Source organism: Lentzea sp. NPDC037011 (assembly GCF_055607425.1).
The window spans coordinates 160,320-186,481 of the sequence record NZ_JBVJRT010000014.1 but is presented as its reverse complement, the minus strand read 5'-3'; the positions used below and the strand labels follow the sequence as shown (position 1 = coordinate 186,481).

The 26,162-nt window shown below is 66.5% G+C and carries 27 protein-coding genes and 1 pseudogene; 15 read left to right on the top strand and 13 right to left on the bottom strand.

Annotated elements, in window-relative coordinates; genetic code table 11:
• The first annotated feature begins 470 nt into the window (after nucleotides 1-470).
• Nucleotides 471-809: a hypothetical protein gene (locus ACZ7CH_RS35220; protein ID WP_470375914.1), complete on the top strand. Its 339-nt coding sequence runs from the start codon at nucleotides 471-473 to the stop codon at nucleotides 807-809.
• A gap of 28 nt (nucleotides 810-837) precedes the next feature.
• Here ACZ7CH_RS35220 and ACZ7CH_RS35215 read toward each other — a convergent pair whose 3' ends face one another.
• Nucleotides 838-1,878, bottom strand: a complete 1,041-nt coding sequence (locus ACZ7CH_RS35215) for a helix-turn-helix domain-containing protein (RefSeq protein ID WP_470375913.1) — start codon at nucleotides 1,876-1,878, stop codon at nucleotides 838-840.
• 129 nt (nucleotides 1,879-2,007) lie between these two features.
• On the opposite strand from ACZ7CH_RS35215, the gene ACZ7CH_RS35210 reads away from it, so the two are divergent.
• Both ACZ7CH_RS35210 and ACZ7CH_RS35205 read left to right on the top strand, forming a co-directional pair.
• Nucleotides 2,008-2,550, top strand: a complete 543-nt coding sequence (locus ACZ7CH_RS35210) for a CHAP domain-containing protein (RefSeq protein ID WP_470375912.1) — start codon at nucleotides 2,008-2,010, stop codon at nucleotides 2,548-2,550.
• Between the two features lie 287 nt (nucleotides 2,551-2,837).
• A complete protein-coding gene (locus tag ACZ7CH_RS35205; protein ID WP_470375911.1) occupies nucleotides 2,838-3,935 on the top strand; it encodes an IS630 family transposase in 1,098 nt (365 codons plus the stop codon).
• A 168-nt stretch (nucleotides 3,936-4,103) separates the two neighbouring features.
• On the opposite strand, the gene ACZ7CH_RS35200 is transcribed toward ACZ7CH_RS35205, so the two are convergent.
• From ACZ7CH_RS35200 to ACZ7CH_RS35185, 4 genes are all read right to left on the bottom strand, one after another.
• Nucleotides 4,104-4,313, bottom strand: a complete 210-nt coding sequence (locus ACZ7CH_RS35200) for a hypothetical protein (protein WP_470375910.1) — start codon at nucleotides 4,311-4,313, stop codon at nucleotides 4,104-4,106.
• A gap of 302 nt (nucleotides 4,314-4,615) precedes the next feature.
• Nucleotides 4,616-5,827 (bottom strand): pentapeptide repeat-containing protein, encoded by a 1,212-nt coding sequence (locus tag ACZ7CH_RS35195; RefSeq protein WP_470375909.1) that lies wholly within the window; start codon nucleotides 5,825-5,827, stop codon nucleotides 4,616-4,618.
• A 423-nt stretch (nucleotides 5,828-6,250) separates the two neighbouring features.
• Nucleotides 6,251-8,029, bottom strand: coding sequence for a hypothetical protein (locus ACZ7CH_RS35190; RefSeq protein WP_470375908.1), 1,779 nt, complete (start codon nucleotides 8,027-8,029; stop codon nucleotides 6,251-6,253).
• Between the two features lie 244 nt (nucleotides 8,030-8,273).
• Nucleotides 8,274-9,380: a hypothetical protein gene (locus ACZ7CH_RS35185; RefSeq protein WP_470375907.1), complete on the bottom strand. Its 1,107-nt coding sequence runs from the start codon at nucleotides 9,378-9,380 to the stop codon at nucleotides 8,274-8,276.
• Here ACZ7CH_RS35185 and ACZ7CH_RS35180 point away from each other — a divergent pair.
• The 4 genes from ACZ7CH_RS35180 to ACZ7CH_RS35165 all read left to right on the top strand — a co-directional run bounded on the left by ACZ7CH_RS35180 (nucleotide 9,374) and on the right by ACZ7CH_RS35165 (nucleotide 12,091).
• Nucleotides 9,374-9,799, top strand: coding sequence for a hypothetical protein (locus ACZ7CH_RS35180; RefSeq protein ID WP_470375906.1), 426 nt, complete (start codon nucleotides 9,374-9,376; stop codon nucleotides 9,797-9,799). The two genes, ACZ7CH_RS35185 and ACZ7CH_RS35180, sit on opposite strands and share 7 nt — an antisense overlap.
• Nucleotides 9,800-9,831: 32 nt before the next feature.
• Nucleotides 9,832-10,752, top strand: a complete 921-nt coding sequence (locus ACZ7CH_RS35175) for a DUF2797 domain-containing protein (RefSeq protein ID WP_470375905.1) — start codon at nucleotides 9,832-9,834, stop codon at nucleotides 10,750-10,752.
• Between the two features lie 71 nt (nucleotides 10,753-10,823).
• The gene (locus ACZ7CH_RS35170) at nucleotides 10,824-11,663 is read left to right on the top strand and encodes a class I SAM-dependent methyltransferase (protein WP_470375904.1); all 840 of its coding nucleotides are present in this window, start codon (nucleotides 10,824-10,826) and stop codon (nucleotides 11,661-11,663) included.
• The gene (locus ACZ7CH_RS35165) at nucleotides 11,660-12,091 is read left to right on the top strand and encodes an NUDIX hydrolase (RefSeq protein WP_470375903.1); all 432 of its coding nucleotides are present in this window, start codon (nucleotides 11,660-11,662) and stop codon (nucleotides 12,089-12,091) included. Before ACZ7CH_RS35170 ends, ACZ7CH_RS35165 begins: the two co-directional genes overlap by 4 nt.
• Nucleotides 12,092-12,230: 139 nt before the next feature.
• Here ACZ7CH_RS35165 and ACZ7CH_RS35160 read toward each other — a convergent pair whose 3' ends face one another.
• The 4 genes from ACZ7CH_RS35160 to ACZ7CH_RS35145 all read right to left on the bottom strand — a co-directional run bounded on the left by ACZ7CH_RS35160 (nucleotide 12,231) and on the right by ACZ7CH_RS35145 (nucleotide 15,976).
• Nucleotides 12,231-12,746: an NUDIX domain-containing protein gene (locus ACZ7CH_RS35160; RefSeq protein ID WP_470375902.1), complete on the bottom strand. Its 516-nt coding sequence runs from the start codon at nucleotides 12,744-12,746 to the stop codon at nucleotides 12,231-12,233.
• A 227-nt stretch (nucleotides 12,747-12,973) separates the two neighbouring features.
• Nucleotides 12,974-13,954: a response regulator gene (locus ACZ7CH_RS35155; RefSeq protein ID WP_470375901.1), complete on the bottom strand. Its 981-nt coding sequence runs from the start codon at nucleotides 13,952-13,954 to the stop codon at nucleotides 12,974-12,976.
• Nucleotides 13,955-13,956: 2 nt separating this feature from the next.
• Nucleotides 13,957-14,949 carry an ATP-binding protein gene (locus tag ACZ7CH_RS35150; RefSeq protein WP_470375900.1) on the bottom strand — a complete coding sequence of 331 codons (993 nt, stop codon included), beginning with the start codon at nucleotides 14,947-14,949 and terminating at the stop codon, nucleotides 13,957-13,959.
• A 163-nt stretch (nucleotides 14,950-15,112) separates the two neighbouring features.
• Entirely contained in the window at nucleotides 15,113-15,976 is an 864-nt protein-coding gene (locus tag ACZ7CH_RS35145) for a hypothetical protein (protein ID WP_470375899.1), read from the bottom strand.
• Between the two features lie 171 nt (nucleotides 15,977-16,147).
• Between ACZ7CH_RS35145 and ACZ7CH_RS35140 the strand changes: the two genes are divergently transcribed.
• A complete protein-coding gene (locus ACZ7CH_RS35140) occupies nucleotides 16,148-16,792 on the top strand; it encodes an HAD family hydrolase (RefSeq protein WP_470375898.1) in 645 nt (214 codons plus the stop codon).
• A gap of 14 nt (nucleotides 16,793-16,806) precedes the next feature.
• Here ACZ7CH_RS35140 and ACZ7CH_RS35135 read toward each other — a convergent pair whose 3' ends face one another.
• Together ACZ7CH_RS35135 and ACZ7CH_RS35130 are read right to left on the bottom strand one after the other, a co-directional pair.
• Entirely contained in the window at nucleotides 16,807-17,487 is a 681-nt protein-coding gene (locus tag ACZ7CH_RS35135) for a hypothetical protein (protein ID WP_470375897.1), read from the bottom strand.
• A 193-nt stretch (nucleotides 17,488-17,680) separates the two neighbouring features.
• Nucleotides 17,681-17,866: pseudogene (locus ACZ7CH_RS35130) on the bottom strand (helix-turn-helix transcriptional regulator); the annotation flags it as partial.
• A 295-nt stretch (nucleotides 17,867-18,161) separates the two neighbouring features.
• Between ACZ7CH_RS35130 and ACZ7CH_RS35125 the strand changes: the two are divergent.
• From ACZ7CH_RS35125 to ACZ7CH_RS35100, 6 genes are all read left to right on the top strand, one after another.
• Nucleotides 18,162-18,647 carry a 6-pyruvoyl trahydropterin synthase family protein gene (locus ACZ7CH_RS35125; protein ID WP_470375896.1) on the top strand — a complete coding sequence of 162 codons (486 nt, stop codon included), beginning with the start codon at nucleotides 18,162-18,164 and terminating at the stop codon, nucleotides 18,645-18,647.
• A 91-nt stretch (nucleotides 18,648-18,738) separates the two neighbouring features.
• Nucleotides 18,739-19,185: an NUDIX domain-containing protein gene (locus ACZ7CH_RS35120; protein WP_470375895.1), complete on the top strand. Its 447-nt coding sequence runs from the start codon at nucleotides 18,739-18,741 to the stop codon at nucleotides 19,183-19,185.
• A 61-nt stretch (nucleotides 19,186-19,246) separates the two neighbouring features.
• Entirely contained in the window at nucleotides 19,247-20,125 is an 879-nt protein-coding gene (locus tag ACZ7CH_RS35115) for an inositol monophosphatase family protein (RefSeq protein ID WP_470375894.1), read from the top strand.
• Nucleotides 20,126-20,138: 13 nt separating this feature from the next.
• Nucleotides 20,139-20,414, top strand: coding sequence for a hypothetical protein (locus ACZ7CH_RS35110; protein ID WP_470375893.1), 276 nt, complete (start codon nucleotides 20,139-20,141; stop codon nucleotides 20,412-20,414).
• Between the two features lie 16 nt (nucleotides 20,415-20,430).
• Complete coding sequence (locus ACZ7CH_RS35105; protein WP_470375892.1) at nucleotides 20,431-21,702, top strand: hypothetical protein; 1,272 nt, start codon at nucleotides 20,431-20,433, stop codon at nucleotides 21,700-21,702.
• 62 nt (nucleotides 21,703-21,764) lie between these two features.
• The gene (locus ACZ7CH_RS35100; RefSeq protein ID WP_470375891.1) at nucleotides 21,765-22,715 is read left to right on the top strand and encodes a hypothetical protein; all 951 of its coding nucleotides are present in this window, start codon (nucleotides 21,765-21,767) and stop codon (nucleotides 22,713-22,715) included.
• Between the two features lie 27 nt (nucleotides 22,716-22,742).
• Here ACZ7CH_RS35100 and ACZ7CH_RS35095 read toward each other — a convergent pair whose 3' ends face one another.
• Nucleotides 22,743-23,765, bottom strand: coding sequence for an NYN domain-containing protein (locus tag ACZ7CH_RS35095; RefSeq protein ID WP_470375890.1), 1,023 nt, complete (start codon nucleotides 23,763-23,765; stop codon nucleotides 22,743-22,745).
• A 1,055-nt stretch (nucleotides 23,766-24,820) separates the two neighbouring features.
• Between ACZ7CH_RS35095 and ACZ7CH_RS35090 the strand changes: the two genes are divergently transcribed.
• On the top strand, nucleotides 24,821-25,633 hold the full coding sequence (locus ACZ7CH_RS35090; protein WP_470375889.1) for a hypothetical protein: 813 nt from the start codon (nucleotides 24,821-24,823) through the stop codon (nucleotides 25,631-25,633).
• Nucleotides 25,634-25,754: 121 nt separating this feature from the next.
• Here the strand turns inward: ACZ7CH_RS35090 and ACZ7CH_RS35085 are convergent, their stop codons facing one another.
• The gene (locus ACZ7CH_RS35085; protein WP_470375888.1) at nucleotides 25,755-26,153 is read right to left on the bottom strand and encodes an RNA polymerase-binding protein RbpA; all 399 of its coding nucleotides are present in this window, start codon (nucleotides 26,151-26,153) and stop codon (nucleotides 25,755-25,757) included.
• Nucleotides 26,154-26,162 lie beyond the last annotated feature (9 nt).

The window sequence follows — 26,162 nt, the reverse complement described above, 5'->3', positions numbered from 1 at the left end:
CTACGCGCCGCTGCCCAGAGGACGGATCAGCCTCGGCATGTCGTTGCTGCTGGTCGGCCGAGCCAGGTCGTGCCCTCGGGCTGGACGGCCAGCGTGTTGGCGAATGAAGCAGTGCTCTGCCCGGTGGGAAGTCGGCGCGGTCGAGCGGTAAAGCGTTGGGATACAGCGGCCCTGCTTGATCTTCGCACGACTCGTTGATTGCTGATGCTGCTCAATCACTTCTCCGCAGTCAAGGAAGACCTATGAACCGCAGAAACACGACGTTCAGCGCAGTTGAGCGCACTTGATCCCCAGGGTAGATTGGATTATTTATTGACCTGCGGAAACACCGAACCGGCAGGTCATCGCGGTGCAGTTGAGCGCGCTTGAGTGCAGCTTGATCCTGTAGCCACACATTGACTTCTCCCAATTTCCTCCCATTGCAAGCCTGTATCGCCGTTGCGTGAGCGGAACACCTGTGCCTGATCTAAGTGACCAACCCGTTCTCAAGGGCCAGGCAGGCGCTGCTCGGTGAGATCAGGGAGTTAGGGGTCGAACGCGCCGGCAGGCTGTCCAGCTCAGCACCGGATGCGGTCTACTGCTCCTCCGTCTCGTTGATCGCACCCACCAGGGCAGCCGGACCAACTCCAGCCGCGATCGCAGTGTTCAAAGCGACGGCCAGCGGAACGCTGCGGCAGAGGCACTCACCGATAAGTCAACGCCACCCGGCCGGCACGGTGCCCTACCCGAGATCCTCCAGAACGAGCGCGGCGGCGAAGGTGATCATCGAAGCGGACGATCACAACATGCTGTTCGGCGCGACCGGGTAGCTGATTGCCTCGCGGTGGGAGCTGCCCGTCAGGAAAAACGGCACGCGAGGTTCGTCGTCGGAGTGGCCGGCGACGGATTGGCAGGACGTATCTGCAGGGTGCCGTTGTGTCGTGCGATGGTAGTGCCGTCTTCGAAGTCGATGCTGCCTTCCATGTCGGCGTTGAGGCCGTTGAGAGGTCGTCCGAGAGCCCCTTCGGGGCCGCCGAGTTTGTTGTAGGCGGTCCAGACCTGGCGGGGAAGCCAGATGTAGCGGCCGCTGGGTGAGGTGACCATGGCACCAGGTGCGTGCTCCCCCTTGTCCAAGGGGATGACCTTCGCGGCGGCGCAGGTGATGGGATCCGAGGTGGGGTACCCCTGCCAGTCGGCTGCCATGCGAGTATGCGGCTCGGTGTAGTCGATCCACAGCGTGCCGGTCATGACGAAGACATGCTTGGGGTCAAGAGCCATTAGGCGGGTCTGACCATTCGGACCTTGCAAATCTTGGCTCATACCCTGTCCCCACCGGTGCACCAGCCCCTGATCGTGGACTTCTACTGGGCACCCGAGCTTCTCGCGGCCCCCGTGCCGCTGGTACGCCTCGATCCACGCTTTGCGGTCCCACCGATAACTGTCGATGCCCTCCATGAACACGCCGATGTCGTTGCAGGTGGGTAGCGAGGGCTGCTCTGCCGAGGTGGCGTAGGAGAACACGACCCAGCCGAGCAGGCTCGCGGCGGTGAGGGCGGCCGCCGCCTTGAGCAGGACCGGCAGCCGGCGCGGGCGGTCCCGGTCAATGGCCGGTGTGTCTTCTTCGGTCGGGGTGGCGGGGGCGGCCGCGTCCCATAGCCGTCGGATGTGGTCGAGGTCGCCCTTGCAAGCCTCGACGATCTTCTCGGTGACACCCCAGCTCGGTCGTCTGTCGCCCCGACAGGCCTCAGCGATGGTCTGCCCGGAGAAGTTCGCCTTCTTCGCGACCGGCTGGTAAGTGGGGTACCCGGCTTCCTCGATCAGCGTGCGCAGTGCCACTGCCAGCTCCCTGACCTCGCGGGAGCCGGTCATGCGTTCGGCGCGTTTCTTCGGTCGTGGCACGGCTTCTCCCAGGCGGCGGTTTGCTGTGGGTAAAAAAGCGCTTTTGACCTGCGGTTTCTTTTGTGCTCGAGCGGTAGACCAGAGGTGGCGCACCACGATGGAGCGCCTTTCCGAGGAAGGGATTACCCAGTGACCACGACAACCGACACCACCGCGGCACCGACCGGCACGCGGCGCGTCCGGGCAGCTGCGGCAGGCGTGCTCCTGTCCATGCTCCTGGGCGTGGGATCGGGGGCAGGCACGGCCATCGCCCACGACCAGCAGACTCCCACGGTGAGCGTGACGGCCGACCGGACCGTCGGGCAGACCACCGACCACAACACCGCTCCCTATGGGCAGTGCACCTGGGGGGCCTACGAGAAGTTCCACCAGGCCACCGGCTTGTGGGCGCTGATCATGGGCAACGCTGCGGACATGGACAACAACGCCCGCGCCCGCGGATGGACCGTCGTCCTCGACGCCCAGCCCCGCGCTATGGTCGTCTTCGAGCCCGGCATCCACGGCGCCGACCCCACCTACGGGCACGTCGCCTGGGTCGACGAGGTCATCCCCCAGACAGGCACCACCCCGCTGATCAAGATCACCGAAACCAACGCGGGCGGCGCCTTGGGCGAGTTCACCACGCGCACCGTGCAGGACGTCGTGGGCATGAGCTACATCCTGGCCCCGTAGACACCCCACAACCCGTCGACGACCGGCTTGCCCACCAAGGGCAGGTCGGTCGCCGACCTGTTGGCAAGGTAGGAAAGAGCCGGCACGCCCCAGATGACCCCGCGTCCCGACGATCACCGGCTGCGCTACTACGCAGGCCCCTCATGACGCTGCCCGAGATAAACCAGCCGTTCAGCATGTCCGGCCTGTTCTGGAAGCTAGTGGCGCGTCATGCAACGTCGACCCGGTAATCGATCGTCTGGGTGGACCGGCAGGCTGGTCCCGCATGTCGAGTGCGGGAGGTGGTTGTGGCTCGTCGTCCGGAAGTGTTCGTCCGGCCGTTGTCGATGGAGGACGGCCGGAAGCTTGCGCGGATCAGCAGGACCGCGCGGAACCCGGAGAAGCTGCGCCGGGCGATCGTGGTGCTGATGTCCGGCCAAGGCCAGACGGTCCGCGACATCACGTCATTGATGCAGGTCAGCGACAGCTATGTGCGGGACGTGATCCACGCGTTCAACGAGCGGGGGTTCGACGCGCTGGACCCAAAATGGAGCGGGGGACGCCCGAAGATGATCGGTGAACAGATCCGTGAGCGGATCTGCCTGATCGCCAGGACGTCCCCCGCCGACTGGGGCATCACCGCGTTCACCACTTGGTCGCTGGCCAAGCTGCGTGAGCATCTGCTCGACCGCGGCACGGTCGCGGCGATCAGCCGCGAAACCCTGCGGCGGATCCTGCGCGCCGGCGGGGTCTCCTGGCAGACCACGACCACCTGGAAGGCCTCGACCGACCCGGACTTCCTGGCCAAAATGCATCGGATCCTGGATCTCTACGACCATCCGCCCGAGGACGGGCGGGTGATCTGCGTGGACGAGTTCGGCCCACTGAACCTGATGCCTCGCAAGGGAAAAGCGTGGCGGCCACAGACCAGGCCGTTCCGATTACGGGCGACCTACAACCGCTACGGCGGCGTCATGCACATGCTCGCCGCGCTCGATCTGACCACCGGCAAGATCCTCTACCGGATCCGGCCCCGCAAACGCCACAGCGAATTCCTCGACCTGCTCAAAGCCCTGCGCGCCCGCTGGCCGGACGAGAAGTTGTACCTGGTCATGGACAACTTCTCCCCGCACCGCCACCCCGACGTCCGCACCTGGGCCGCCGGCAACCAGGTCGAGCTGGTGTTCCTGCCGACCTACGGGTCCTGGCTGAACTGGATCGAGGCCGAGTTCGCCGCGTTGCGCTACTTCGCCCTGGGCGGCACCGATCACCGCAGCCACACCGAGCAGAACACCGCCATCGCGGCCTACATCCGCTGGCGCAACGCCCGCGCCAAGCCCAAGACCGGCTTCGCCACCGACTCACCCATCCGCACCTGGACCGATTACCCGGTCAACGTTGCGTGACGCACCACTACATCCAGGACGACCAGGGATAGGTGGACTCAAGTTCGAAGGAGCCCGCCGGTCTGGACGGGGTCTCGGCCAGTCTGCGGCCTTGATCCCGGTTTGACTCCGGCGCGGGCTCCAGAACGATCCCGACACAACGTCCGGTGGCGTCTGTAACAGTAGATCCTACGACTTCAAAGGGCGCCGCCCTCGTTCCAGACGTATCGGCTTACGCGGCCTGCCTTCGGAGCCGCGCAACATGATCTCCACGAGTGCCAGCGCGAGGGCGAGGCTCGCCAGGAATGTCTCGCCGCCGGAGAGCGCCTTGACATCGCCCGCCTGCCCGCGCCCGTGTCGATGATCTTGAAATGCGCAGCGAAACGAAACGTCAGTCATGCACCCGAGGATCTGGCTCGCTGCCCCGAGCACCGTCTTGGCCGACGGCTCCCAGGCTGACCACTCAGCGAGGCTATCCACCCAATCGACACCCGTGTGCACGCCGAGATCCTGCCACTAATCGCCGACTACGGCCGATGAGACTGCGCAACGCTGATTTATGTCTCACCGAACGTGCACAGCAATCGATGACGTGTGATCGACGACGACGGCGAAGCGTTGCCCGTTTTCACGGATACTGAGGCGGCCCCGCGCGAGCCGCATCGTCCACACCCGGTTGATCTTTGATCTGCGCCCCGCCATCACTCCGAGATGTCCAGCCGTCGCACCTGGAGCCAGGTGTCTGATCCTCCATCACCAGGTTCACGATCACAGGGCAGGTACCAACCAGGTGGCCATGCATGCCGGTCATGCTGCCGCGCCAGCGCTTCGTCGAATGTTACGGCGGCGGCGAAGGTAGCTTGGTCGAATGACGCCACTCGAGCGAACCGGGCGCTGTCGAACAACGCCTCCTCTTGGAAGATTGCCCTGACAAACACTGCGTCATCACTAAACCTTGTTTCGTCGAACCTTACGGGTCCTTCGAACTCAACGGAGTCGAACATGGCCGCGACATTAATAGGAATTCCGTCTTGGCCCCAGATGTTGTCGAAGGTGGCTCGGTCGAATCGAGCAAGACCAGTGAAGCGAGCCCCGTCGAACCTTACGCCGGACTGAAACGTTGCTCCGACAAAGTTGGCCATGTCGTTGAATACCACGCCATCGAACCAGGCATGATTAGTGAAGGTCGATCCGTTGAACCAAGCGATGTCGTCGAAAATTGCGTTGTTGAATCGAGCTGTGCGCAATATCGCGCCACCGAGATCGAGTTCAACGAGGATGGCTCCCGCGAGGTCGATATCGATGTCCGGCCAGAAGCGCTCGCCCGTTATCTCGCCGTTCCGATCCCAGGCCGGCTTCAAGTGACTCGAGAGGATGCGGCCAGCAGTGACACGTACCTCTCGTTCTCGATCGTCCAGTTCCTGTCCCGCTGGCCGAAGCCGGAGATATGCACAGATCACGTCCACGATCGTTTGGCGGTGATCAATGTTGTCCTGCGCCAGTCGTTCCAGGGAGTAGAAGCCACCGAGCCGCACTGCGGCCTGTTCTGAGCCCAACTGCTCGACTGACTTGGTGTAAAGCTCGGTGATCCGCTTCTCCTTGGAGTCATGCCGAGCGTCAGCTGCCATCTCCTGCTGTACCTGGAGCGCAGCCTCGGTGGAGCGCTGACGTCGTACCGCGAGAAGCAATGCGAACACGGCGCCGGCACCACCAGCCGCCGTCAATCCTGTGCGGATCGCGTCCATCTGCGCTTTGGCCAGCTCGGGATCAACAAGGTTGCGAGTCCCACGCCACGCCCACCATCCAATGCCGATCCCAGCGGCTGCCACAACCACGCCGGCGAGGACCACCCACCACCAACGCAAAGGAGCCAGACGGGTCGACCCGAAGGAAGAGGAGATCTGGATTGCCATGGGAAGATCATGCAGCAAACTCGAGCGGTAATCTCGGCTGCCGCCAACACATTCCAGACCAACAGCCTCCTCCGGATCGCCGCGGACAACACCACGTTAGTCAAGACCTTGATCGCAAGCCTGCGCCAGCCAGCGTTCGATAGAGCCCACTCACCTGATCATCCATGGCCTCGACCTATACGTCGCCGCGTTGAGCAGAGCTTGGCTACGACATAGCGAGCGACGGCCTGAGCAGCCTGCCGGACGCGACCACCGCCATCTGGGGCGCGGACAATCACCCAGATCTTCGCCGTGCATTTGCTGCGCAACAGCTTCTGTTACGCGGGCCGCCAGCACACACCAGGGCCTATTCCTTCAGGCCGTATCGGATCATATCTGGAGGGCTCCGGCTACCGAGAAGATCACCGGCCTCGAACTGTTCGATCAGCTCGAGGCCGATTGGGCATCGCAGGTCGTGGCCTTGAATCCAGTCGGTTCGGTAGACCTCGCACCGGCACTCTCGCTCTTCTCACCCGTCGCGACAGAGGAGTAGCGCCGCCGTTGAAGCTCATCGCGTTCAGCGTCCGGGATCGTCATCGACTCGGCGAGCACGGCGGCGAGCGCGTCCACCTGAGTGTTGCCGACGTCGGAGTGGAAGTGCCACCGGATGTTCTCGTCGCATGTGATGAGGTCGATCACCAAGCGCGAGCTGCTGTCCGGTGTGGTTGGTGATCGAACATAGCGCACCTGGTCGATCGGGATGTCCTGGTCGATCTCGGCCCGTTCGAGGAAAACGTTCGTCGTGGCCAGGATGATGCGGCGATCGGTGACGGCGACCAGTGTTCTACCCATGGTCTTGTCCATCGCTGCCGCCAACATCCCCATCGCTCCGCCGACGATCGCCGAAAGAGAACCATCGCCATCGAGCCGCTCGGGAAAGCCGAGGGCACGGAGGGCCTCACCGTCTTGGAAGAGCCACCGCAAAACGCGGAGGTACGGCTCTGAGTCCAGCGACACAGGCCCGCAGATAACGTCGGGGAAATCAAGGGGAGGGACTGGCGGGCGCAGAGAATCGGCAAGAGGCCCGATCGCCTCCAGAAGCCGAGCGGAGATGTCGCGGGCTGCCTTCACGTCCTTCCGCTTCCCCAACAGCGGCCATGCATCGGGGCCGCGGAGTTCGGCGGTGATTCGAAGCTCCCGGACCAGCGCGTCAACGAGGCTCGTCATCTCGGCGAGGGTCGAGTTGAACTCAGCACGGGTGTCGCGGGCGATGACCTCGGCGTAGTGCGCCTCGGCAGCGTCTTCCCGTCCGGCGGATCTCGCTCGTGCGGCGCGGAGCGCGTGATACCCAGTCCACGCGTTGAGGGAGGACAGCAGGGCGTGGACATCGAAGGTGATGACTTCGGCGTTGGTCTGTAGGTATTCGCGGTGGCTGCGTGCGTCGGCCCGGCTGATCTGCTTGACGTGGTCGCGGACGTTTCCCTGGTAGAGCTCAAGCTGCTTCTGCAGCAACGCTCCGCTGCCCGCGATGTCGTCCCACAACGACGTCGGGACCGACCCGATCTCTCGGGCCTGGTCGACCGCGCGACCGACGGCGGCGACGAGCCCCGTCAGTTCGGCCCACTGCTCCTTGCGGATAGAGGTGAGGACCCGGTTCGTTACCGCGAGATTAGTGGTGATGAGGCCCGAGACCTCGTTGAGCATCAGCTGCAACGCGACCATGGCCAGTGCCGGACCGACCGAGGCCGCGATCGGCGCCTTGCTCACCGCAGTCACGGGATAGAAGCGGGCCTGGTGCAGGATGCCGCCGGGACCCATCACCGCTCCGAGGTTCCCGCCGTCCTTGACTGCCAGCGTTGCGCCGCTCTTCAGCAGGGCCTGTGCCGTGTCGCCGATCCTGTAGAGCCCCTGCACGCTGGCGAACGCGTTTCCGAGATTGCCGGCCACGGTCGCCGCGTTCCCGATCGAGGCAAGAACCGCGGAGATCTGCTTGCGGTCGGCAGCCGGCACGATCCCGAAGTCGATCAGATCAGGCTTCAGTTCCGGCGGAACCTCACCCGCGACGACAGCCACCCCTGGAAGCACTTCCACCAGGACCGTCGACGTCGTCGAGTCGATGTCCGAGTCGGACGTCGGATCGTCCCCGACGAGCGAGTCGGTGGTATCGCTCTGGCCCTTCTCCTCGAGCTCGGCGACTTCCGCGGAGTCCGGAGAGTCCTGCATGCGATCTTCTCCCCACAGGCGCGCAACGACCGGACCTCGTCGGCGTTGACCGCCGAAGTCTATGGCTCAATGCCTTGCGAAACATCGATTTCACCGTTGTTGATTTTCAAGTCAGTTGGCTGGACATAGGCGCGCCCGCCAGCGCAACGTCGATCTCCTGTGATGCTTGCTAGTGAAACCTCATCGGGACGACCCTGGCAGACGGCGAGGTCACAGGTGGCCGAACGCACCGTCCTGGGTTCCTTCACAAGAAGGTATATGGCTGATCCACATCCGGTGCCTCGTGCGTCCGGATTGGCTCCTTGCCCATCGCTGACCCGATCAAGTGCAGGAGTTCCTCTCGCCGGGCGTCGAAGTAGCCGTCGAAGTCCGCGGCGCGAAGCCTCACCGGGTCGATCCGGTGAGTGGCCACCAGGTGGTCGATAGTGTCCGCGTCCAGTCCCGATCGCTTCTCCACCAGCTGGAGGTAGTCAGCGGGTGAGCGGCCGCCGATGATGCGGTTGGTGTCGTAGGCCAGCGGTGTTTTGTTGATGATGCTCTCGCGGCGCTGAGGGTCGATGTTGTTCTTGCTGCACCAGTCCTTGGGGAAGACGTGGTGGATGTCGATCCTGAGGTCGTAGGCAGCAGCGATGTCCAGGCTTTGCTTCTTGAGCCAGTCCTCGCAGCCGCCGCGCATAAGAAGCGCGTAGACGCCCTTGTAGGCCGCGGACTGTCGGCTGCGCAGGGTGAGCAGCCGTTGCTCGTGAAACGATGCGATGGCAACGGTTTCCGGCTCGTCTGCTCCGTCGATCCATGTCGGCACCTGAGCGACATCGCGGGCGAATCGCGTCTCGGTGGTGCCGCCGTAGAGCTCGCCGAGCACGCCGCACCAGAACCACTGTGTCAGCTTGGCCGCGGTGGCGTGGGCGTCGGCGTTCTTGCCGAGAATGACGCGAAGCGCCGCGAGCGGTACCAGCTGGCTGTGGTACGGCAGATCCTTGGCTCGGTAGATGTACTGCTGGGTGAGGAACTTGGCGCACCAGTGGAAGGCCTCTACCAGCGCGTCGCGCCACTGTAGGTAGTCCTCCAGGGAGAGCTTGAGGATGTCACCGCGTTTGCAGGAGATAGCGGGGGCCTTGTGCGCGGCTACCGCGCCTGCGTCGAAGGCCTGGCGTCGAGCGCGAGTGGTCAACAGCGTCAACGCCTGCAGGAAGTCCGTGCTCTCGAGCTTGCTCAGCACCTGACGTTGAGCGAGCTCGGCCTTGATCTGCTTCCAGTCCTCGACCAGTGAGAAGTCCTCGCCGTGCTGCTGGAAGTACTGTTTGTCGCCGGCGAAGGTGGCGGTCAGCAGCTCGAAGACGTTGAGTGGCACGCTGGTACACCCTCCAGGACAAACTCGTCATCCAGCCCGCTCTCGCCGCCGGAACCCACGTGATCCTCGACAACGCCCACCACAAGATCCTCGCTCGCTACGCGGTGAACCCCGACGTCTCCACCAGCCTGGCCGAGCAGGTCTTCGCCCACCTCACCGAACCCGACCTGGTGTTCTTCCTGCACATCAGCGCCCGCGACGCGCTCGCCCGCAAGGGCGAATTCAGCTCCCTGGAAACCGGCCACTCCGGCGGAGCGGACGAGGACTTCATCCGCTACCAGGACACCGTCCTCGCGAAGCTGCGCGAGCACGAGCAGCGCGGCGGATGGCTGTCGATGGACGTGACCGACATGGACCGCGACGCGGTCTTCAAGACCGCCGCCGACGCGCTCGCCGACCGCCTCCAGCTCACCATCTGACCCCGCCCACAGCCACCACGAGGAACCGCACCATGCCAGCGACCCGACCAACCGACGGCGAGTACGTGTGCCACGGCATCACCTGGGCGACAGGAGATCCCCGACTACTGCTGGCCCCGCTGCCCGACGGGCCGCTGGTCTACGCCGAAATCATGAACCAGCGACTCGGCTTTGAGATCGGTGTCGGCCGATGGTGCACCGGCCGATACCGGTTCGCCGACACGGTGCGCGTCGAGGCCCTCGCGTGCCCCGACCGCGCGCCCACCGAACAGGGCAACCAGTGCGCCCGGTGCTCGCGCCAGGACGAGTTCCGCCTCGCCCACCAGTTCCACCAAGACGGCAACGTCCCCGCGGCCCTGCGCCAGTACATGGACCAACCACACTTGCTCTACCTCGCCACCTTCGCCGACGGCACCACCAAGGTCGGCACCGCGGCCGAACCACGCAAGCAATCCCGCCTCGACGAACAAGGCGCCCTGATTGCCACCTACCTCACCAAGAGCCCCGACGGCCGCGCCGTACGCCACCTCGAAGACGCCGTCACCCGCGGTCTGCAGGTGCCCCAGACCATCCGGGCCTCGGCCAAGCTCAAAGCGCTGGCCACCCTGACCGACCTGTCCACCGCGAGCGCGACCCACGACCGGCACGTCTCCCGCGCCGCAGACGCGCTCGCCGCGATGAACACCCAGGCAATGCTGGAGACGTGGACTCCTCCTGCCGAAGGCGACCGACTGCGCGCCGTCAACGGTGTACGGATGCTGTATCCACACGATCTGCGCGACGGTGAGCACGGCTTCACCGTCGTCTCGTGCGTCGGCACCCAGGTACTGGCCGCCCTGGACGGTGACGACGAGGTGGACTACGTGCTCGACCTCGGCACCCTCAAGGGTCGCCGCATCACGCTCGGCCCGTTCACCTCGCCCGCCGCCGCCTTCCAGAACTCCCTCTTCTAACTGCCCTCGGCTGGCTCGTCGCGTCCGTTCGCCGCGAGCCTGGCCAGCACCCCTGAAGTGAGGTACCCGCGATGGCACCCTCGGACGCTCTTCTCGGCTGGGACGAGGACGCCACCGCAGAGGCGTACGCCGCCTTCACCCGTGCCTTCCCCATGTATTCGGCCACCAGCCAGGACCTTGCCCGCCGCGCCGATCTCACCGACAGCCGGCTGGTGGTCGACCTCTGCGGCGGAGCCGGTGCGACCGCGGAGGCAGTCCTCGAACACGTGCCGATCGACGCCCAGGTCATCTCCCTGGACAACGCCGCCGCCATGCAGCGCGTCGGCCGACGCACCCTGGTCGATCCGCGCCTGACCTGGGTCACCGCACCAGCCGAAGACCTCGCCGACCACGTTCCCGGCGCGACGGACGCCGTGGTGTGCAACTCCGCGATCTGGAAGACCGACGTGCCACAGGTGTTCGCCGCCGTCCACCAGGTCCTGCGACCCGGCGGCCGGTTCGTGTTCAACGTCGGCGGCGGCTTTGCCGGCGTCCGCCACCCCGACGAGACCAACGTGCGCACCGGGCCTTCGCTGAACACCTTGATCCGTCAGGTCGCGGCCCGTGACTACGGCTACGCCCCGCCTCCAGCCGCCGAGCCAGCTCCGAAGTTGCCGCTAGACACGATCGCCGAGCACTTGTCAGTCGCCGGGCTGACCGTGCTCGACACCGAGGTCGTCGCCCAGCGCAGCACGATGGCTGAGAAGAAGGCGTGGCTGTCGATTCCGGTCTTCGCCCGCCCCGACGGGGAGTTCACCCACGCTCAGCGGATGGACATCCTCGACAAGGCGTACTCGCTGACCACGCCCGACACGCCTACCGTGACGAGCTGGCTCGTGGTGGTCGCACAGCGGCCCAGGGAACTACCTTGACCGCCCCGCCACCGACCAGTAGCCACAGCAGCGGGACCAAGTACTGCGACCACGCGGCCGTCGGCGTGCTCATCTCCTCACCGAACGGGCTGCTGGTCTTCGAACGCGCGAGGCCCCCGGTGGGGATCGCACCGGTCGCCGGTCATGTCGACCAGCACGGAGGCCCCGAGCAAGCCGCCCGCATCGAGGTCGCCGAGGAAGTCGGCCTGACCGTCACCTCACTTGACCTGCTGCTGACCGCATGGCGGCCTAACCACTGCCGCCGGCCGACCAGCGACCGCGTGGGCCATCAGTGGTGGATCTATCGGGCCCAGACCTCTGGACCGATCCGACCCTCTGCCCAAGAGGCGCGCGCCCCGCGATGGCTGCACGAAGACCAGCTCCAGCAGCACGCGCACCGCACCACGGCCTACGCCGAAGGCAGCTGAGCGAGGATGAATTCAGCGCGAAGCCCGGCCTGGAGCCGGTGTGGGTGCGATTCCTTCACGAGCTCCAACTGGTGACGCTGCCCGACGACATCCTGAGTCTGATCGACAAGGTCCTCTGACGGTGCACCGGCGACGGGCCTCAGCGCGCTCCCACAACGTTCCCCGCTGCCAATCGACGCACGTACGCGCGGATACGTTCACGGTCCTCGGGGAACACGCTCTCCCACGTCTCGTCCAGATCAACCCACCTCGAGGGCTGCCCAGTCTCTCCACCGAACGGCACATCACGGCCAACGACGGCGCCGTAGGACAGGCTCAGCGTCGGCGCCCAGTCAGCACGGAAGGATCGGACAGCCACCGCGGCCGGCACAGAAAGCAACTCGCCCGCCACGCCAGCCTCCTCCACGAGTTCACGGCCCGCAGCTGCCCGCGGCGTCTCGCCCGGCTCGACCTTGCCACCAGGCGGCACCCATCCACGCACACGGTGACGTACGAGCAACACGTGGCTGTACGTCGGGTCGGTGACCCAAACCTCGGCCGCGAGCGGCTCCATCAGCGGATGATGGGCGCGCAGCCATACCTGGGCGTCATCGAACTCCATCGCAGCAAGGCGAGCATCGGCGACCGCCGCATCCACGGTCAACTGGTCAATCACCTGACCCAGCCTAAGCCGACGTCACAGCCGCGACGGACATTGCGAAGTGCACCGCCCGTCGTGTCCCAGTCCGCGCATGAACAGCTGAAGGCAGGGTGATCCCGAATGACGGAATCGCCAGCGCCGAGTCGCCATGTTCATACAGGTCAAGGCCCCAACATCCCACGATCGCGGTCGCCGAACCCAGATCAGCGGCGGACCGCGATCGGGCGTGCTGGCTTGTGTAATCAGCGGGTGCCGATGTTGGTGATTCGTTTCCTGTCGCCGGTCAGGAAGTCGACGCGGCGGCGTTGGATCTTACCGCTCGGCTCGCGGAAGCCGACCGTGACGACGTCGGCGTGGCCGCAGCATTCGCAGGAGACCTGGACCAGCGCGCGTTTGCGGTGGTACAGCGGCGCTTCCTGGATCTCGTAGGCGACCACGCCCTCCGTCTGGTCCTTCTCCGGCACCTCGAACCGCTGCTCACTGGTGTGCGTCTGCTGTTGGGTGATCTTCGTCCGGCTACGCTCGCGGATCGCCGACTTCAGGCTGGTCGTGAGCTCGGCGATCACCACGTCGCGGAACCGGCCGGTCGACTCCAGCTGACGAGTGCTCTCCTCCTCGATCTCGATCTCGTTGCCAAACACGACGGTCACCGTCTCACTGACCGACTGGCCAGCGTCCACATGGACCAGTGTCCTGAAGTCCTTCTCCTCGGCCTCCGGGGCCGCGGAGACGATCTCCTCAAGGAGCTTCTTGAAGACCACTGCGGGCCCGCGCACGAGGGCCCATGGCCGGTAGCGGCCGATGATCTCCGCATGGGTCTTGGCGCCGCGTTCCAGTTCGAGCAGGTACTGCTGTCTTTCCAACGCGATCTCGCGCAGCAGCTTCTCGTTCTCGCCCTTTTTCAGGTGCCGTAGCCGCAGCTCGTTCGATTTCTCGTAGTCTCCCCGATCGGACTCACCACTGAGGATGATGACGCGGATCCGCTCGTCGATCTCCCGAATCTCGGCAGCGAGTTGAGTGCCGTCGACACCGAGCTTGTGGCGCATGCGCTGGTCGAGGATCGCGATCCGCACGTAGGTGGATTTGACCAACTCGATCGCCTTGTCCTTGTCATCGGTATAGGCAACACCCTGTGGAATCCGGTTCTGCAGCCACTCGGTCAAGGTCCTCGCATACGCGCCGTCATCGTCCACGACGAGGATCTCCGCGTGCTCCTCGCGCATGGCTACCTCCTCGGCAACTCGACGTGCATGCGCACGCCGGTGTCGGTGATCTCTGCGGTCAGCTTGCCCCGGGCGAGTTCGGCGAGCCGCTGCGCGATAGGCACGCCCAGACCCTGATGCCCATTCTTGGTCGTCGCCTCAGGCGCGAACAAGATCTCCCCGTCGACCGAGTGGTCGACGGGGTTGTACACGGTGAACTCCACCTCTTCGCCCCTGTCGGCGAAGCTGATCTCGACGGTGCCGCCAGGGCGACAACCCTCGATCGCGTTCTCCACCAGCGGTTGCAACATGACGACCAGGTAGTGGTTGGAGAATCCATCAACCTGGTCGGGCACGGCGTCGAAATCGACCGTCATCGGCGAGGTGGGGTACATCGCGCTCACCGCTCGGATGGCCTCGTGGAGTGACGGCTGCCACGTCGGAATCGCCGCGATCCTCTCGACGAGGCCGCGGAAGGTGATCAGCGCGGAGAAGCAGAGGTTCAGCGACCCGGTCATGGCGGCGAGGCGTTCGGCCCGCTCCGCGAGCACCACATCGTCCGGGAGGTCCTCCAAGTTACTGATGGCGAAGCGCAGCGTGTTGAGCGGTGTCTGGAGTGCGTGGTTCAGTTCGGCAACGATGCGGGGTTCGCTGATCTCGGCAGAAGGACCGCCCGACGCGCCGGGCTGCAGGTCGGCAAGCGCGCGAACGCTGTCCTGGAACCCCCACAGGTCGAGGTCGGCAAGCCTGTAAACACCCTGCCCGAACTCACTCACGTTGAGGTCGGCCAGCCGGTGAACGCTGCCCTCGAACTGGGTCACGACGTCGCGGGCCTGACCGAGTACGGCCGCCAGCTCTGCCGTCGAGTCGTCCGCGCCGTAGCCGGTCCCCAGAGAGTTGTGTCCGGCAGCCTGGCCACGAACAGCCCGTAGCACCATGGCCGTCGCCACTACGAGGGCGACCAGCAGCACCACAGCACTGAGGGCGACGACGGCCACCACGACACCAGCATCCACCCTTCTGATCCTGCCAGGCAGCCCACCGAACCGGTCACCAGCTGATGAACATGAACACTGTGGCCCGTGTCGTGCTCAACCGGTCAACTGAAGGGCTCAGTCACAGATCTCGCTGTCAGGCAGCGCTCGGCTTACCCATTGCTGTGGAGCGCGGCGAGGTGGGTTATCCAGGGAGTGGAAGTCCTGCCGTCCGCCACGGGCTGGCCAACAGCGCGCTGGTGTCGGAGTCGAGTCGTCCGGCAAACGCCTGCGAGATCGCCGCGCCCCACAGTGCGTTGACGATCGACGTGTCCGTAGGTGACTCGCCGACTGCTCCTTCGGCGGCTGGAACGGTCTCCCAGTACAGGCAACGCGCCCGGAGCGGGAACCCCCACGCGATTGATGCCTCGGTGACCGCGGTGCACGCCGCCTCCCAGCGTTGCTCGTCGATTGCGGCGCACGCTCGACCCATCCGGCGCACAACCGTCGCCGGCGTAACTTCCGCATGGCGCAGGACCCGCAACGCGGCTTGAGTGTGAGGGCCGTAGGCGCTAGTCGCGGTGTATCGCGAGGGCAGGCACGTCTGTCGCCACGGTGCGGTGAGCAATTCGTAGTCGGCGGCTCCCTCGTCGTCGTGGCCTGCCGCTGCGATCGCCAGTCCGGCGTCGAATACGGGCAGGACCACCTGGTGCCAGCCGGAGTGGTTTGGTGCAGCCTGCCGTGCCAGCAGGTAGGGGTGGTGCAGCACCGCGATCGGGTCGTCGAGTTCGGCGGGCATCGGCAGCCCGAAGGTGTCCTTCCATCGGATCCACCGTGAGGCGAGCCGTCCGGCCAGCTCGGGGTCGGTGATCCCGGCGATGATCCTGTCCCGAACGGCTTGGCGATCGGAGGCGTGCTCCTCACCAAGGGAGCCCATGCGGGTGATCTGTTCGAAGGTCAGGTTGGCGATGGTCACGTCGAGCTGTCGCCATTGCTCGCCGCGAGGGTGCTGGGCCAACAGCGCGCGTCCCAAGTCGTCACGACCGCGGCCCGGACCAGAAGTGCTCATTGGTTCAGGATGGCAGCATCGATCTGCACTTTTGGTCCAGGCAGCGTCTCCGGTGTGGCGGAAGACCGCGCGGCGGCCTGACTAGCTTCCGCAGCGGGAAGTCAGCGAGATCTGTGCAGGCGGTAATGCCCTCTGTGGCGGGGCGTTCGCGGGTGACGTAGGAGTAGGAGCATGGTGACCGCGGTGGTGTTCGACGTGGGCGAGACGTTGTTGGACGACTCGCGCGAGTGGGGTGCGTGGGCCGACTGGATCGGCGTGCCGCGTCATACCTTCTCGACCGTGCTGGGTGCGGTCACCGCTGCCGGCCGGGACAACGCCGAGACGTTCCAGTGCTTCAAGCCGGGCTTCGACCTCGCCCACGAACGGCGGCTACGGGAAGAGGCTGGCCTGGGTGAGCACATCGAGGACGGCGACCTCTATCCCGACGTCCGGCCCGGCCTGGCGGGGCTGCGGGAGCTCGGCTTGTGGCTGGGGGTTGCCGGTAACCAGACCGCCCGCGCGGCTGAGCTGCTGCGTGCGCTGGGCCTGCCGGTGGACCAGGTCGCGACGTCGGGCGAGTGGGGTGTCGCCAAGCCTTCGCTCGAGTTCTTCGCCCAGGTCGCGGAGATGGTGCCCAACGGCCCCGGCGAGACGGTGTACGTGGGTGATCACCGGGACAACGACGTGGTGGCGGCGAAGGCGGCGGGGTTTCGCACGGCGTTGATCCGGCGCGGCCCCTGGGGCTATCTCTGGGCTGACGACCCGCTGGTACGTCGTGACGCCGATTGGGTGATCGACTCCCTTCACGACCTGCCTGACCTGCTGGCTCCGCACTGAGCGCCCGGCAGGGATCAACGAGCACGAGCCCAGGCGGCGAGGTCGAGCAGTCCCGTGCTCGGTGCGCCGTGAGTACGCAGCAAGGTCGACAGCGAACGGCGGACCTGGGGATGGGCGCGGGTGTGTTCGGGCGCGGCCTGGCGGGCGGCTTGCAGGCACAGGTAGGCGTCCTCGTGACGGCCGAGCGTGAGCTGGGCGCGGGCGAGGTCGATGAAGTAGTGGGAGCGACGTTCGGCGGGCAGGTTGTTGGGCGGGTACCAGGCAGCCGCCCGTTCGATGCCCAGGGGATCGCGCAGTTCGACGGCGACGGCGAGTTCGTGGATGCGTAGGGAGGCCGGGCCGAACGCGGTGCCCTGGTAGACGCCTTCGGGGACGGCGGTTGCGGCGTGGCGGGCTTCGCGCAGGTGGTCGGCGGCGCGATCGGGCTTGCCAGCCCGGCCCGCGACGACCGCGGCGCGCATGTGCAGGGCACCGAAGGCAGCCGTGGCCGAAGCGGTCTCGAGGCCGGGTATGTGGTCAGCGGCGAGTTCGAGGGCGCGGGCCGCGGTGTCCAGGTCGCCGTTGGCGAAGAAGGTCTCGGTGCGCACGTACGCCACCGCGGCCAGCAACAACGGGTCCTCGGCGAGCTGGGCGGCCGAACGCATCAGGTCGATCAGCCGCGCGGACAGGTCCAGGTAGCCGAACTTGAAGGCCACCCCGTCGGCGGCGCGCAGCGCCAGGGTGAGCAGAGCTGCGGCGTGGCGGCGGTCGGCGGTGTCGCCGAGCTGGCCGGCGCGGGCGAGTTCGGTGATGAGGTCGGGTAGACGGCGTGCGAGGCTGCCGTAGCGGGATTGCAGCCGAGGTGGGCTTGATGGAGCGTCGAGCGGTGCGGCGCAGCAGGTCGTCCAACTCGTCGAGGGAGACCTGCAGGGCGCGGGTGAGGCCGGGCCGCTGCCACGGCTGGGGCGACTGGACGCCGCGTTCCCATCGGCCGATGGTGGTGCGCTCGACCTTCAGCGTGACGGCGAGGCTTTCCTGGGTGTAACCGGCGGCTTCGCGAGCAGCGGCCAGCGGAGTGAGTGGCCGTGCCGCCATCGCTTCCTCCCGTCCCTCTATAGCGCACAGTACTCGCCCGTTTTCGCAGCGTATGGCCGGTGCCGCCCCGTTGACGCCTCGCAGCCGCCACACGGTCGCTCTGGTGATCGCGGTGGGCGACGTCGTTGACTGGCCACGGGCCTGCGGTGGCCGACCCCCGACCGGTCACCGCGGGCCGCATTTGATCCCGACCGCCTGACTTTGCGGAAAGTGAGCTTGGTTCAGTGCAGATGCACGAGGTGATGCTGCCGCACTCGCCCCTGTCGATCGACCGGTCGAGCCCGGTGGTTCGCTGATGCCGCACAAAATCACCGTCGAGTATTCGTTCGAGTCCGGGCACCGGCTGCCACACCTGGGTGGCAAGTGCGTGAATCTGCACGGCCACTCCTGGTCGACTGCGGTGACGGTGAGTGCGCCGGAGCTGAGCCCCGAGGTGACCGTTGTGGAGTTCGGCGCGCTCAAGGTCGGGCTACGACGGTGGATCGACGAGCACCTCGACCACGCCACGATACTCGGCGCGCGCGACCGGCTGATCGAGCCGCTGATCGCGGAGGGCAGCCGGGTGTTCTGCTTCGGGGTCGAGCGCCCGGCGGACGTTGCCGAGCAGTACGGCCAGGGACTGCCGTGGCCCACCGTGGAGGCCGTCGCGGTCTTACTCGGCCGGGTCGCCGAAAGCGTCTTGGCCGGGCTCCCACGCTCCGACGGCGCGAGGGTCGAACGGGTCCTGGTCCGTGAGACGCGGCTCAACACAGCCGTCTACGAGCCCGAGGCGACGCGATGAACGCCCCCTCGGCACACGCCGCCGAACACGGTCAGGTCCGACCTGACGCACCGCTTCGACATCTCCCTCGTCCGTTGATCGCGAGAGCACCATGACCACCACCTCGCCCGCCCTCGGCCCGCTCGTCGGGGTGTACGGCCTCGTAGGACACGACGAGCGTCTTCTGGTCGTCCGCGACCCCGGCGCCACTGCCTACCGGCTGCCGGGCGGCCTCGTACGAGCCGGTGAAGCTGTCGAGGACGCCCTGCGGCGCAACCTGCGGACAGAGCTCGACGCCTGCGCGGCCCACCTGGATTTCTGCGCCGCCGTGGAACTGCGCGAGCAGTACGCGGGCACGCAACCCACCGTCTTCGAGCTGGCCCTGCTGTTCGACGTGACTCTCACCGACCCCAGTGCGGTCCGGGTTGACCACGGCGAAGCGCGCTGGGCCACCGACATCGAACTCGGCCACCTGGACCTGCGGCCGTCAGCCCTCGCAGATCGGTTGCGCAGCGGCGGACCGACCCGCGAGCAACCGTGGTGGCCCGCCCTGCCCTGACGGACGTCCACCGCACATTCGTCCGGCGCAAAGTCCCGCCAAGAAGCACCCCGAAGGAACCATGTCGTCGGCACTTGACCTCACCGCCGCCCTGCCGGCGGCCCACGTCGCGATCGACCTCGCGGTCGAGCACGTACTCAGCCATCCTCCACGCAACATCCGGTACAAGGGCGACCGCAACCCGGTCTCCGAGGTAGACGAGACCGTCGAACACCTTGTCCGGCAACGACTGAGCGCGCGCGGCCACGCCGAGATCGGGTTCGTGGGGGAAGAGACCGGAGCGGTTGGAAACCCGGACACCTACTGGGTGCTCGACCCCATCGACGGCACGATCAACCACCAGCACGCCAACCTATTGTGCGCTATCGCGCTCGGCCTGGTCCATCACGACCAGCCGGTCCTCGGCGTGACCGCGCTGCCTTTCCTCGGCCACCGCTACTGGGCGGCCCACGGCCACGGTGCCTACCGCGACGGTGACCCGATCAGGGCCTCCACCACCGACGTCCTCAACAAGGCCCTGGTCGGGTTCAGCGACTACGGCAGCGGTGCCGACGAAGGTTTGCGCGACGTGCTGTGCGCCGCCGTAGACCGCGAACTCACCGCCCGAGCGCAAGGGCTGCGCCGGTACGGCTCCTCCGCGCTGGACCTGGTGTGGGTCGCGGACGGCACCCTGGACGCCTGCGTGCTGCTCGGCAACCGCACCTGGGACACCGCGGCTGGCGCCATCATCGCCCGCGAGGCCGGTGCCCTCGTGCTCGACGCCGACGGCAGTCCGCACTCAACCAGGTCGCGCTGCGCGATCGCGATGACGCCAGGGCTTCAGGACGAGGTGTTGCCGCTCCTGCGGGTGCTGCGCGGTAGCCGCTTCTGGCCCGACGACAACGAACCGCACGACCTCGATCACCGGGCCGCTCCTCTCGAAACGGAAGTGCTGCCGTGAACGGGAGTACGCCGTGGTGATCCTGCCGACCCAGCGCCGCTCGTCCGAAGTGCGCCCGCCCGTACCGGCGCAAACCGCCGACACTCCCGCGCCCAACGTCGACCACAGCGAGCTGACGCAATACCTACCCAGCCTGGGAGACCTCCCCGCAGCAGGGCTTCTGGCTCAGCCACTGGACGTCGACCAGGAGCGCGCCGCGGCGCTGCAGGCCGCACTGCAAGGACAGCGCTCCGACGACGAGCATCTCGCGCTTCTGGACCGCGTCCTTGAGGCGCTGCGCCGCATCTGATCAGAACGGGCTTTCCATGAACGCCGACCGCGCCGCACATCAGAGCCGTGAGGTGACCACCTCCACCCACGTGGGGGCGTGGGTCGCGCCGCATCCCTCCGAACTGCCTGACCTGCGCATTCAGATGAGCGAGCAGGTGCTCAAGCCACCCCATTGCCACGAGTTCATGATGCGTATCGTCGGCGGAAGCAGCCCGCTGATCCCGACGATCTCCGGCCCGCCCGAAGAGACGGCCGCCAGCGACATCATTGGCGGGATACTGATGGCGCGCAGCGAGCAGCGACGGCTGCGCCAGGCGCAGCTGTACTGGGTCGACGAGGACATGACCTCGCTGGCGCTCGCCGCAGCGGCCACCCCGTCCCACGAGCCAGTCCGAGCTCGTCGAATGCCGGCCGAAGCGGGGCTGATGCTCTTCGCCCAGCCCATCGGCAGCCACGATGTCGATCTCGCAGCAGCGTTGACAAGCCCGTGGACCACCGCGGTCACCGACTTGGACGAAGAACTGCGGCTGGCCTTTCCCGTCGTGGGCGTCTCGTGGTCGCGATGGAGCCCGGCTGACCTCGACCTGGACGGAGAACCCGGCAAGATCCGCTGGACACCCCGCACGCCGCAGGGCGCGGCGCCCTTGACGCCCGAGTTCGACGGCGTCTGGCTGACCTTCTGGACCACGGGCAGCAACGGCTGGGACAGCCTCCCCTTGGACCGGCCTCTGGCCATCGACAAGCACACGGGCGGAACGCTCACCGCTGTAGACATGGCCGCACGAGAAGCTCAGGCGGGACTCGCCCGGCTGCAGACCTACGACGAACTCGTCCTGGGATTCGACCAGCCACTGCCCCGCCCCGATCCGGACAACGGCAGCCAGTGGGCGCACGTGGTTTACACCGCGTGGCAACTGATGGGACAGACCGGTAACACCCAGCTCACCGAGACCGAAACCGTGCCCCGTCCACGTCACGGCCTCAAACGCGACCGGCGGGCCGACATCCTCGGGCCCGGCGCCGTGCACCTGGTTCGGGTGCACACTCGCCACCGGCCCTCGGCGCAGGCCAGCGCCGAGGACACGGCAGCCTCCTCCCACGGCCGCCGGGCACCGCAGTGGACCCGCCGCTGGCCAGTTCGCCCTTACCGGCGCAACACGTGCCTCAACCCGCGCGCCCACGCCGAGGGCGGATGCGAACACGAGGAGCGAGTCGTGCCCGCCCACATCAAAGGGCCCGCCGACAAACCTCTCGTCACGACGGACAGGGTGCACACCTGGGACACCGCGCCTCCACCGCAACCGTGAAGCCCACGAGTTCGCGAACTACTGAACCCTCGAACGTCTGCCCGCTTCAATTCTTGGAAAGCATGATGCGCAAGCCCTTGCCGTACGACCCCGACGATGACCCCGCGGCCGAAATCTACGTGCGCGAGGCGCTGCGTCGGTCCCAGCGTGGTAACTGGCTCGCGTTGCTGGCCGATGATCGTGTGGTGCAGACCTACCGGGTGCTGCGACGCATCGAGTCCGGGGCGACCCAGACCCGTGCGCACCACCGCGAGGCGATCAAGACGGCTGAAGCCGACCGGGACGCGGGCCTGATCAGCGCGGCACGATACGCGGAGAAGTACCGGGAGTACGCGCAGTGGCGGGAACGGTCCTTGGTCTTCGACGGCGTCCTGCGGCAGTACCTAGACCTGGCTGTTGAGAAGGTCCGGGCCACCCGCAGGGATGCCGTCACGGAGTCGTTGCGCGAGGTGCTGCTCACGTTGGCCGTCGCCGTTGCAGAGCACCAGGACGCGCACGCCGGGGAGGAATCGCTGGCTGACACCGCGCTGTGGGCGAGGCTGCGGTTACTGCCCTGGCCGACGACCACCGGCGCTGAGCGGCGCGTCTTGGCCGATGCCGTGGCCGCCGAACGCGCTCGCCGAGGGCCCGCGCGCCGGGCGAGCGAGGACCCCATCCAGTTCGAGGGCTTACCGGTCTTCGGGGAAACCGTAGACGTCGTCGACCTGCTCCTCGACGTCACCGATCACACCCGGCCCGCGTGTGCTCGAACCGAACTGGCCGAGCTGTGGAAGCAGCGAACCCCAGACCTCCTGGATTCCGCGGCAGCGCAGGTCACCGCCACCAGGCAAAAGGGCAGCTATGCCACGCACCGCCTGCGCAGGGCCTTGCTGTTCCTGGAAGGACTCGGCTTGATCAGCCGAGTGTCCGACGAAGCCAGCGCCGAGGTCGTGGTCACCGACCGAGCACGACTCGTCGAACTGCGCCGGCAATGGGACGAGCAGCGCTTCGGCCTCGACGACCTCGTACCCTGACGGATCGGCGTCTTGGTCGGCGGGGGTTCAGGGCTGTTCCGGCTGGTCTACCAGGTCAGGGCTTGTGAGTGCCAAGGTGATGTCGCCGCCCGACGCGCCGACCACGGTGACTCGGTGCGCCATACGGGCCAGGAAGTCGCGGAAGCTGCGACAGCCGTAGTTGCGCTCGTCGAACGCCGGGTCCAGGGACGTCATCTTGTTCTTGACCCACCCGGCGGTCGGGGTGGTGACGGTGGCCTGCTCCATCACCGTGACCAGCAGATTCTCGGCGGTGGCGATGTCGAACTCGTCGGCGAGGTGGTCGCCCGGCTCGGGCTCGACCTGCGCGACCAGGGTGCCCCAGTACTTGTACTCCGAGCACACCGACACCAGCCGCGGGCTGGCGTTGGCCTCGGTCCCCACACCGACCACGTGCTTGCCGAACTCCCGTAGCCGCTGCACCAGCGGGGTGTAGTCGCCGTCGCCCGCGACCAGCACGAACACGCTGACCTCGGGGTGGGTGATCAGGGTTTCCATCGCGTCGACAGCCATGCGGATGTCGGCGGCGTTCTTGCGGGCCGCGCCGAAACGGACCACCTGGATCAAGTCGACGCCGTTCATCGCCAAGTCCTGCTGATAGCGCCCGAACTGCGGATTCGCCCAGTCCGCGTACGCGCGGCGGATGACCGCGTTGCCGTAGTCCCGGCACAGCCGGGTGATCGCCGCGTAGGGCACCGGGTTGGCTCGGCCCGGCAGTCCTCGGCCCGCCCCGCAGACCAGGTTCTCGAAGTCCACGTAGACCCCGACCGAGGCGTTGACCTGCTGGGCCCGGCCTTCCGCTGCGAATGCTTGCACCTTCTGCCCATCGACGGCTCCAGACCGCGGCTTGATGCCGCGACCGGCTGAGCACGCCCGCTTATTCGCCCTCAGCTCGGTGCCGGCTGACCTCGATCCGGGCCTTGCCGATACCCGTATACCGGCATTGAACAGCGGTTTTATCGGACGTTGGTCTTCGGCGACAGGGTTCTGTTCGCGTCGTGCCGCGCCTCGATCGGCAAGGCTCGAGACCACGAAAGCAAGTCAAACGATCGTGACCTGCGGAAACACGGCTCTCCTTTCGGCGCCACGGTCGGGCAGGCTGCACGCATCGAGAAGGCGGGTATGGCCTGTGAGCAGCGGTTTCGGAGCGTCCGGAGGGGTCTGGGCGCCTAGTTTGGCGCCTCGACATGCCCGATGGGGAGAGTGGACCGGGGTGGACCAGGGCTTTCTCGCCGAATACGCGCTCGAAGACGTGGATTGACCAGCAGTGATGCAGGCTTCAGACCGTCCTTTTTAGATGGACACAATGCGCTGACCAGGCACTTTACACGCGGTCCGGCTCGCTACAGGCCATCTGAGCAGCGGAATGGGACAGGTTGGGCGTCCCTCGCGGCCACGAGGAACGCACAACCCTTGAGCCCGAAGTTCACCCGACGTCCATTGAGAAGAGTGCCTTCGGAACCTGTTCGCCCTGCATACGGCCATCGGTGTGTCCGGAGGGCGCCTTCACAGTAAGCCGTGCCGTCACTGTGAGCGCCCCTGAACGAGGGCACATGGGACAGGCCATGCACCCCGTCTGAGCAGCGGTAACGAGCAGACGGTCAGCGCCCGCCCCAAGTCTTCCCAGGTAGAGGCGCATTTCCAGTACATCCAACGCCCTCATCGCCATGCTCCAGAAAGTGTGAGGCAGCCCACCTTGATGTCGGCACATCGAATTTCGGTCCAGGTCGGTGTTGGCGCCGGAAAGTCGGTGAAGATGGTGAAGCCCTCGCGGGGCGGTGGCGGCCACCACCAGTCGGTTTGCTCTCGCGATCGGGACTTCATCGTTCACCCGACGTCCAACCCTTTGGAGACCATCCGATGTCCGTGCTTCCGGCACCCTTGGCGATCACGCCTCGTACGAGTTGCGGCGCGACCCCGCTCGTCCAGATCGGCACCTTCACCATCGCTGCGGCGTTCGTCGTCGTCTTGGTGTTGCTCGGTCAACCGCTCACGGGCGCGGCCGGTGTCGCGGCCTGGCTCATCACCACGGCGGTGCGATCGACGACCACCAAGCAGGTGGGCCCTGCGCGTGACGGCGCAGCGAGGTGACCACGGTCGACATGCCCGAATCGAACTTCAACCAGCGTCGACCCGGAGGCTTCGGTGCCGGCGGCGGCAGATGGCCCGATGCACGGCCGTTGCAGGCCGTGCTGAACAGCCTCTACGAGCAGCCCAAGGACGGGCAGACCTGGACCGACGTGCTGCTCGCCAATCGCACCGGCCTTCCGCTCGAAGACGTGCGAGCCGCCTTCGCAGCCGCCCCGCTGCTGGTCGAGTGGGAGGTCTACGCCACGATCCTGCGCGAGCTGTGGGCAGACGACGATGACGTCGCCGTCTGCCAGCGCACCTATCGACAGCTGGCGGAGCAGCTCCCGCGGCGCGACGCGCTGCCGCCAGATATCGCCGCTCTCACCACCAAAGTGCTGTTCAGAGACGCGCTGAGGTCGATGAAGGACGAGCTGACCTTGCGGGAGCTCTCGGAGAAGATGCGGAAGCAGAATCCGAAGCACACCTGGGAACGATCGACTCTGAGCAGGTACCTGTCCGCGAACGACGCGGACGAGCCGTCATTGCCAGCGAACAAGGACCGCGTTCGGGTTTTGCTGACTGTGTTGTGTGAACACGCCGGACGCCCGAACGACGTCGAGCACTTCCTGATGGTGTGGGAACGTCTACGTTCCGAGCGCAACCGTCCTGTCCGCCGCAGCATCCTCTCGCCGGTGATCAATCAACCGGTGCGGGCCGACGAGACCAGTGGGACGAGTGCGCGAACAACCTCTTCGGTGAACGCCACGCTGCTCGTTGCGCTCCTGCTGGCGGTCGTCGCGCTCATCGTCGTGGTCGTGGTACTCGGGTAATGCCAACTGGCCGGCGTACGTGTGCCGCAGGAACGCGCACGCCGACAACCAGCGAGCATGGCGAACGTAGCGGTAACTTCATGATCCGCGCTGCCCGAGCGACGCCTCGGGCAGCGCGGGGTCACGGCTCGAAGCGGAAGCCGTAGCTCCGGTCGCCGATGGGAACGCGACCGTAGGGTGAGGTGCGCTGTCGGCGGATGCCCGCGAGGGCCTGGTCGACGAGGATCTCGAGATCGGCGACGCTGCGTCGCTCCAGCAGCATGACGTAGTGCGTGCGTGGAGGCTTGCCTTTGGGTGGTTGCCAGTCGGAATCGTCGTCGATGCGGAGGCAGTGCTCGATGCCGTGTCGGGGGGATGTCCAGACAGCGGGGATCTCGGCGTCGGTCGAGAACGGCACGGTGAACTCGTGTCCTCTGCGGCATGAGAAGCGGACCTGCACCCGCGGTGCCGGCCGAGCCTCGCGATCCGGTTCGCCGGTGGGTGTTCCCAGGCGGTAGCCCCGCAAGACCCGTCTGGGCATCATGATCTC

Bases quoted from the DNA above. Each gene is read 5' to 3' on its own strand.
- ACZ7CH_RS35085 (WP_470375888.1), bottom strand. From the start codon at position 26,153: ATGCCCAGACGGGTCTTGCGGGGCTACCGCCTGGGAACACCCACCGGC.
- ACZ7CH_RS35125 (WP_470375896.1), top strand. From the start codon at position 18,162: ATGCCGCACAAAATCACCGTCGAGTATTCGTTCGAGTCCGGGCACCGG.
- ACZ7CH_RS35100 (WP_470375891.1), top strand. From the start codon at position 21,765: ATGATGCGCAAGCCCTTGCCGTACGACCCCGACGATGACCCCGCGGCC.
- ACZ7CH_RS35190 (WP_470375908.1), bottom strand. From the start codon at position 8,029: ATGCAGGACTCTCCGGACTCCGCGGAAGTCGCCGAGCTCGAGGAGAAG.
- ACZ7CH_RS35140 (WP_470375898.1), top strand. From the start codon at position 16,148: ATGGTGACCGCGGTGGTGTTCGACGTGGGCGAGACGTTGTTGGACGAC.
- ACZ7CH_RS35145 (WP_470375899.1), bottom strand. From the start codon at position 15,976: ATGAGCACTTCTGGTCCGGGCCGCGGTCGTGACGACTTGGGACGCGCG.
- ACZ7CH_RS35200 (WP_470375910.1), bottom strand. From the start codon at position 4,313: ATGACTGACGTTTCGTTTCGCTGCGCATTTCAAGATCATCGACACGGG.
- ACZ7CH_RS35105 (WP_470375892.1), top strand. From the start codon at position 20,431: ATGAACGCCGACCGCGCCGCACATCAGAGCCGTGAGGTGACCACCTCC.
- ACZ7CH_RS35170 (WP_470375904.1), top strand. From the start codon at position 10,824: ATGGCACCCTCGGACGCTCTTCTCGGCTGGGACGAGGACGCCACCGCA.
- ACZ7CH_RS35155 (WP_470375901.1), bottom strand. From the start codon at position 13,954: ATGCGCGAGGAGCACGCGGAGATCCTCGTCGTGGACGATGACGGCGCG.
- ACZ7CH_RS35175 (WP_470375905.1), top strand. From the start codon at position 9,832: ATGCCAGCGACCCGACCAACCGACGGCGAGTACGTGTGCCACGGCATC.
- ACZ7CH_RS35195 (WP_470375909.1), bottom strand. From the start codon at position 5,827: ATGGCAATCCAGATCTCCTCTTCCTTCGGGTCGACCCGTCTGGCTCCT.
- ACZ7CH_RS35115 (WP_470375894.1), top strand. From the start codon at position 19,247: ATGTCGTCGGCACTTGACCTCACCGCCGCCCTGCCGGCGGCCCACGTC.
- ACZ7CH_RS35120 (WP_470375895.1), top strand. From the start codon at position 18,739: ATGACCACCACCTCGCCCGCCCTCGGCCCGCTCGTCGGGGTGTACGGC.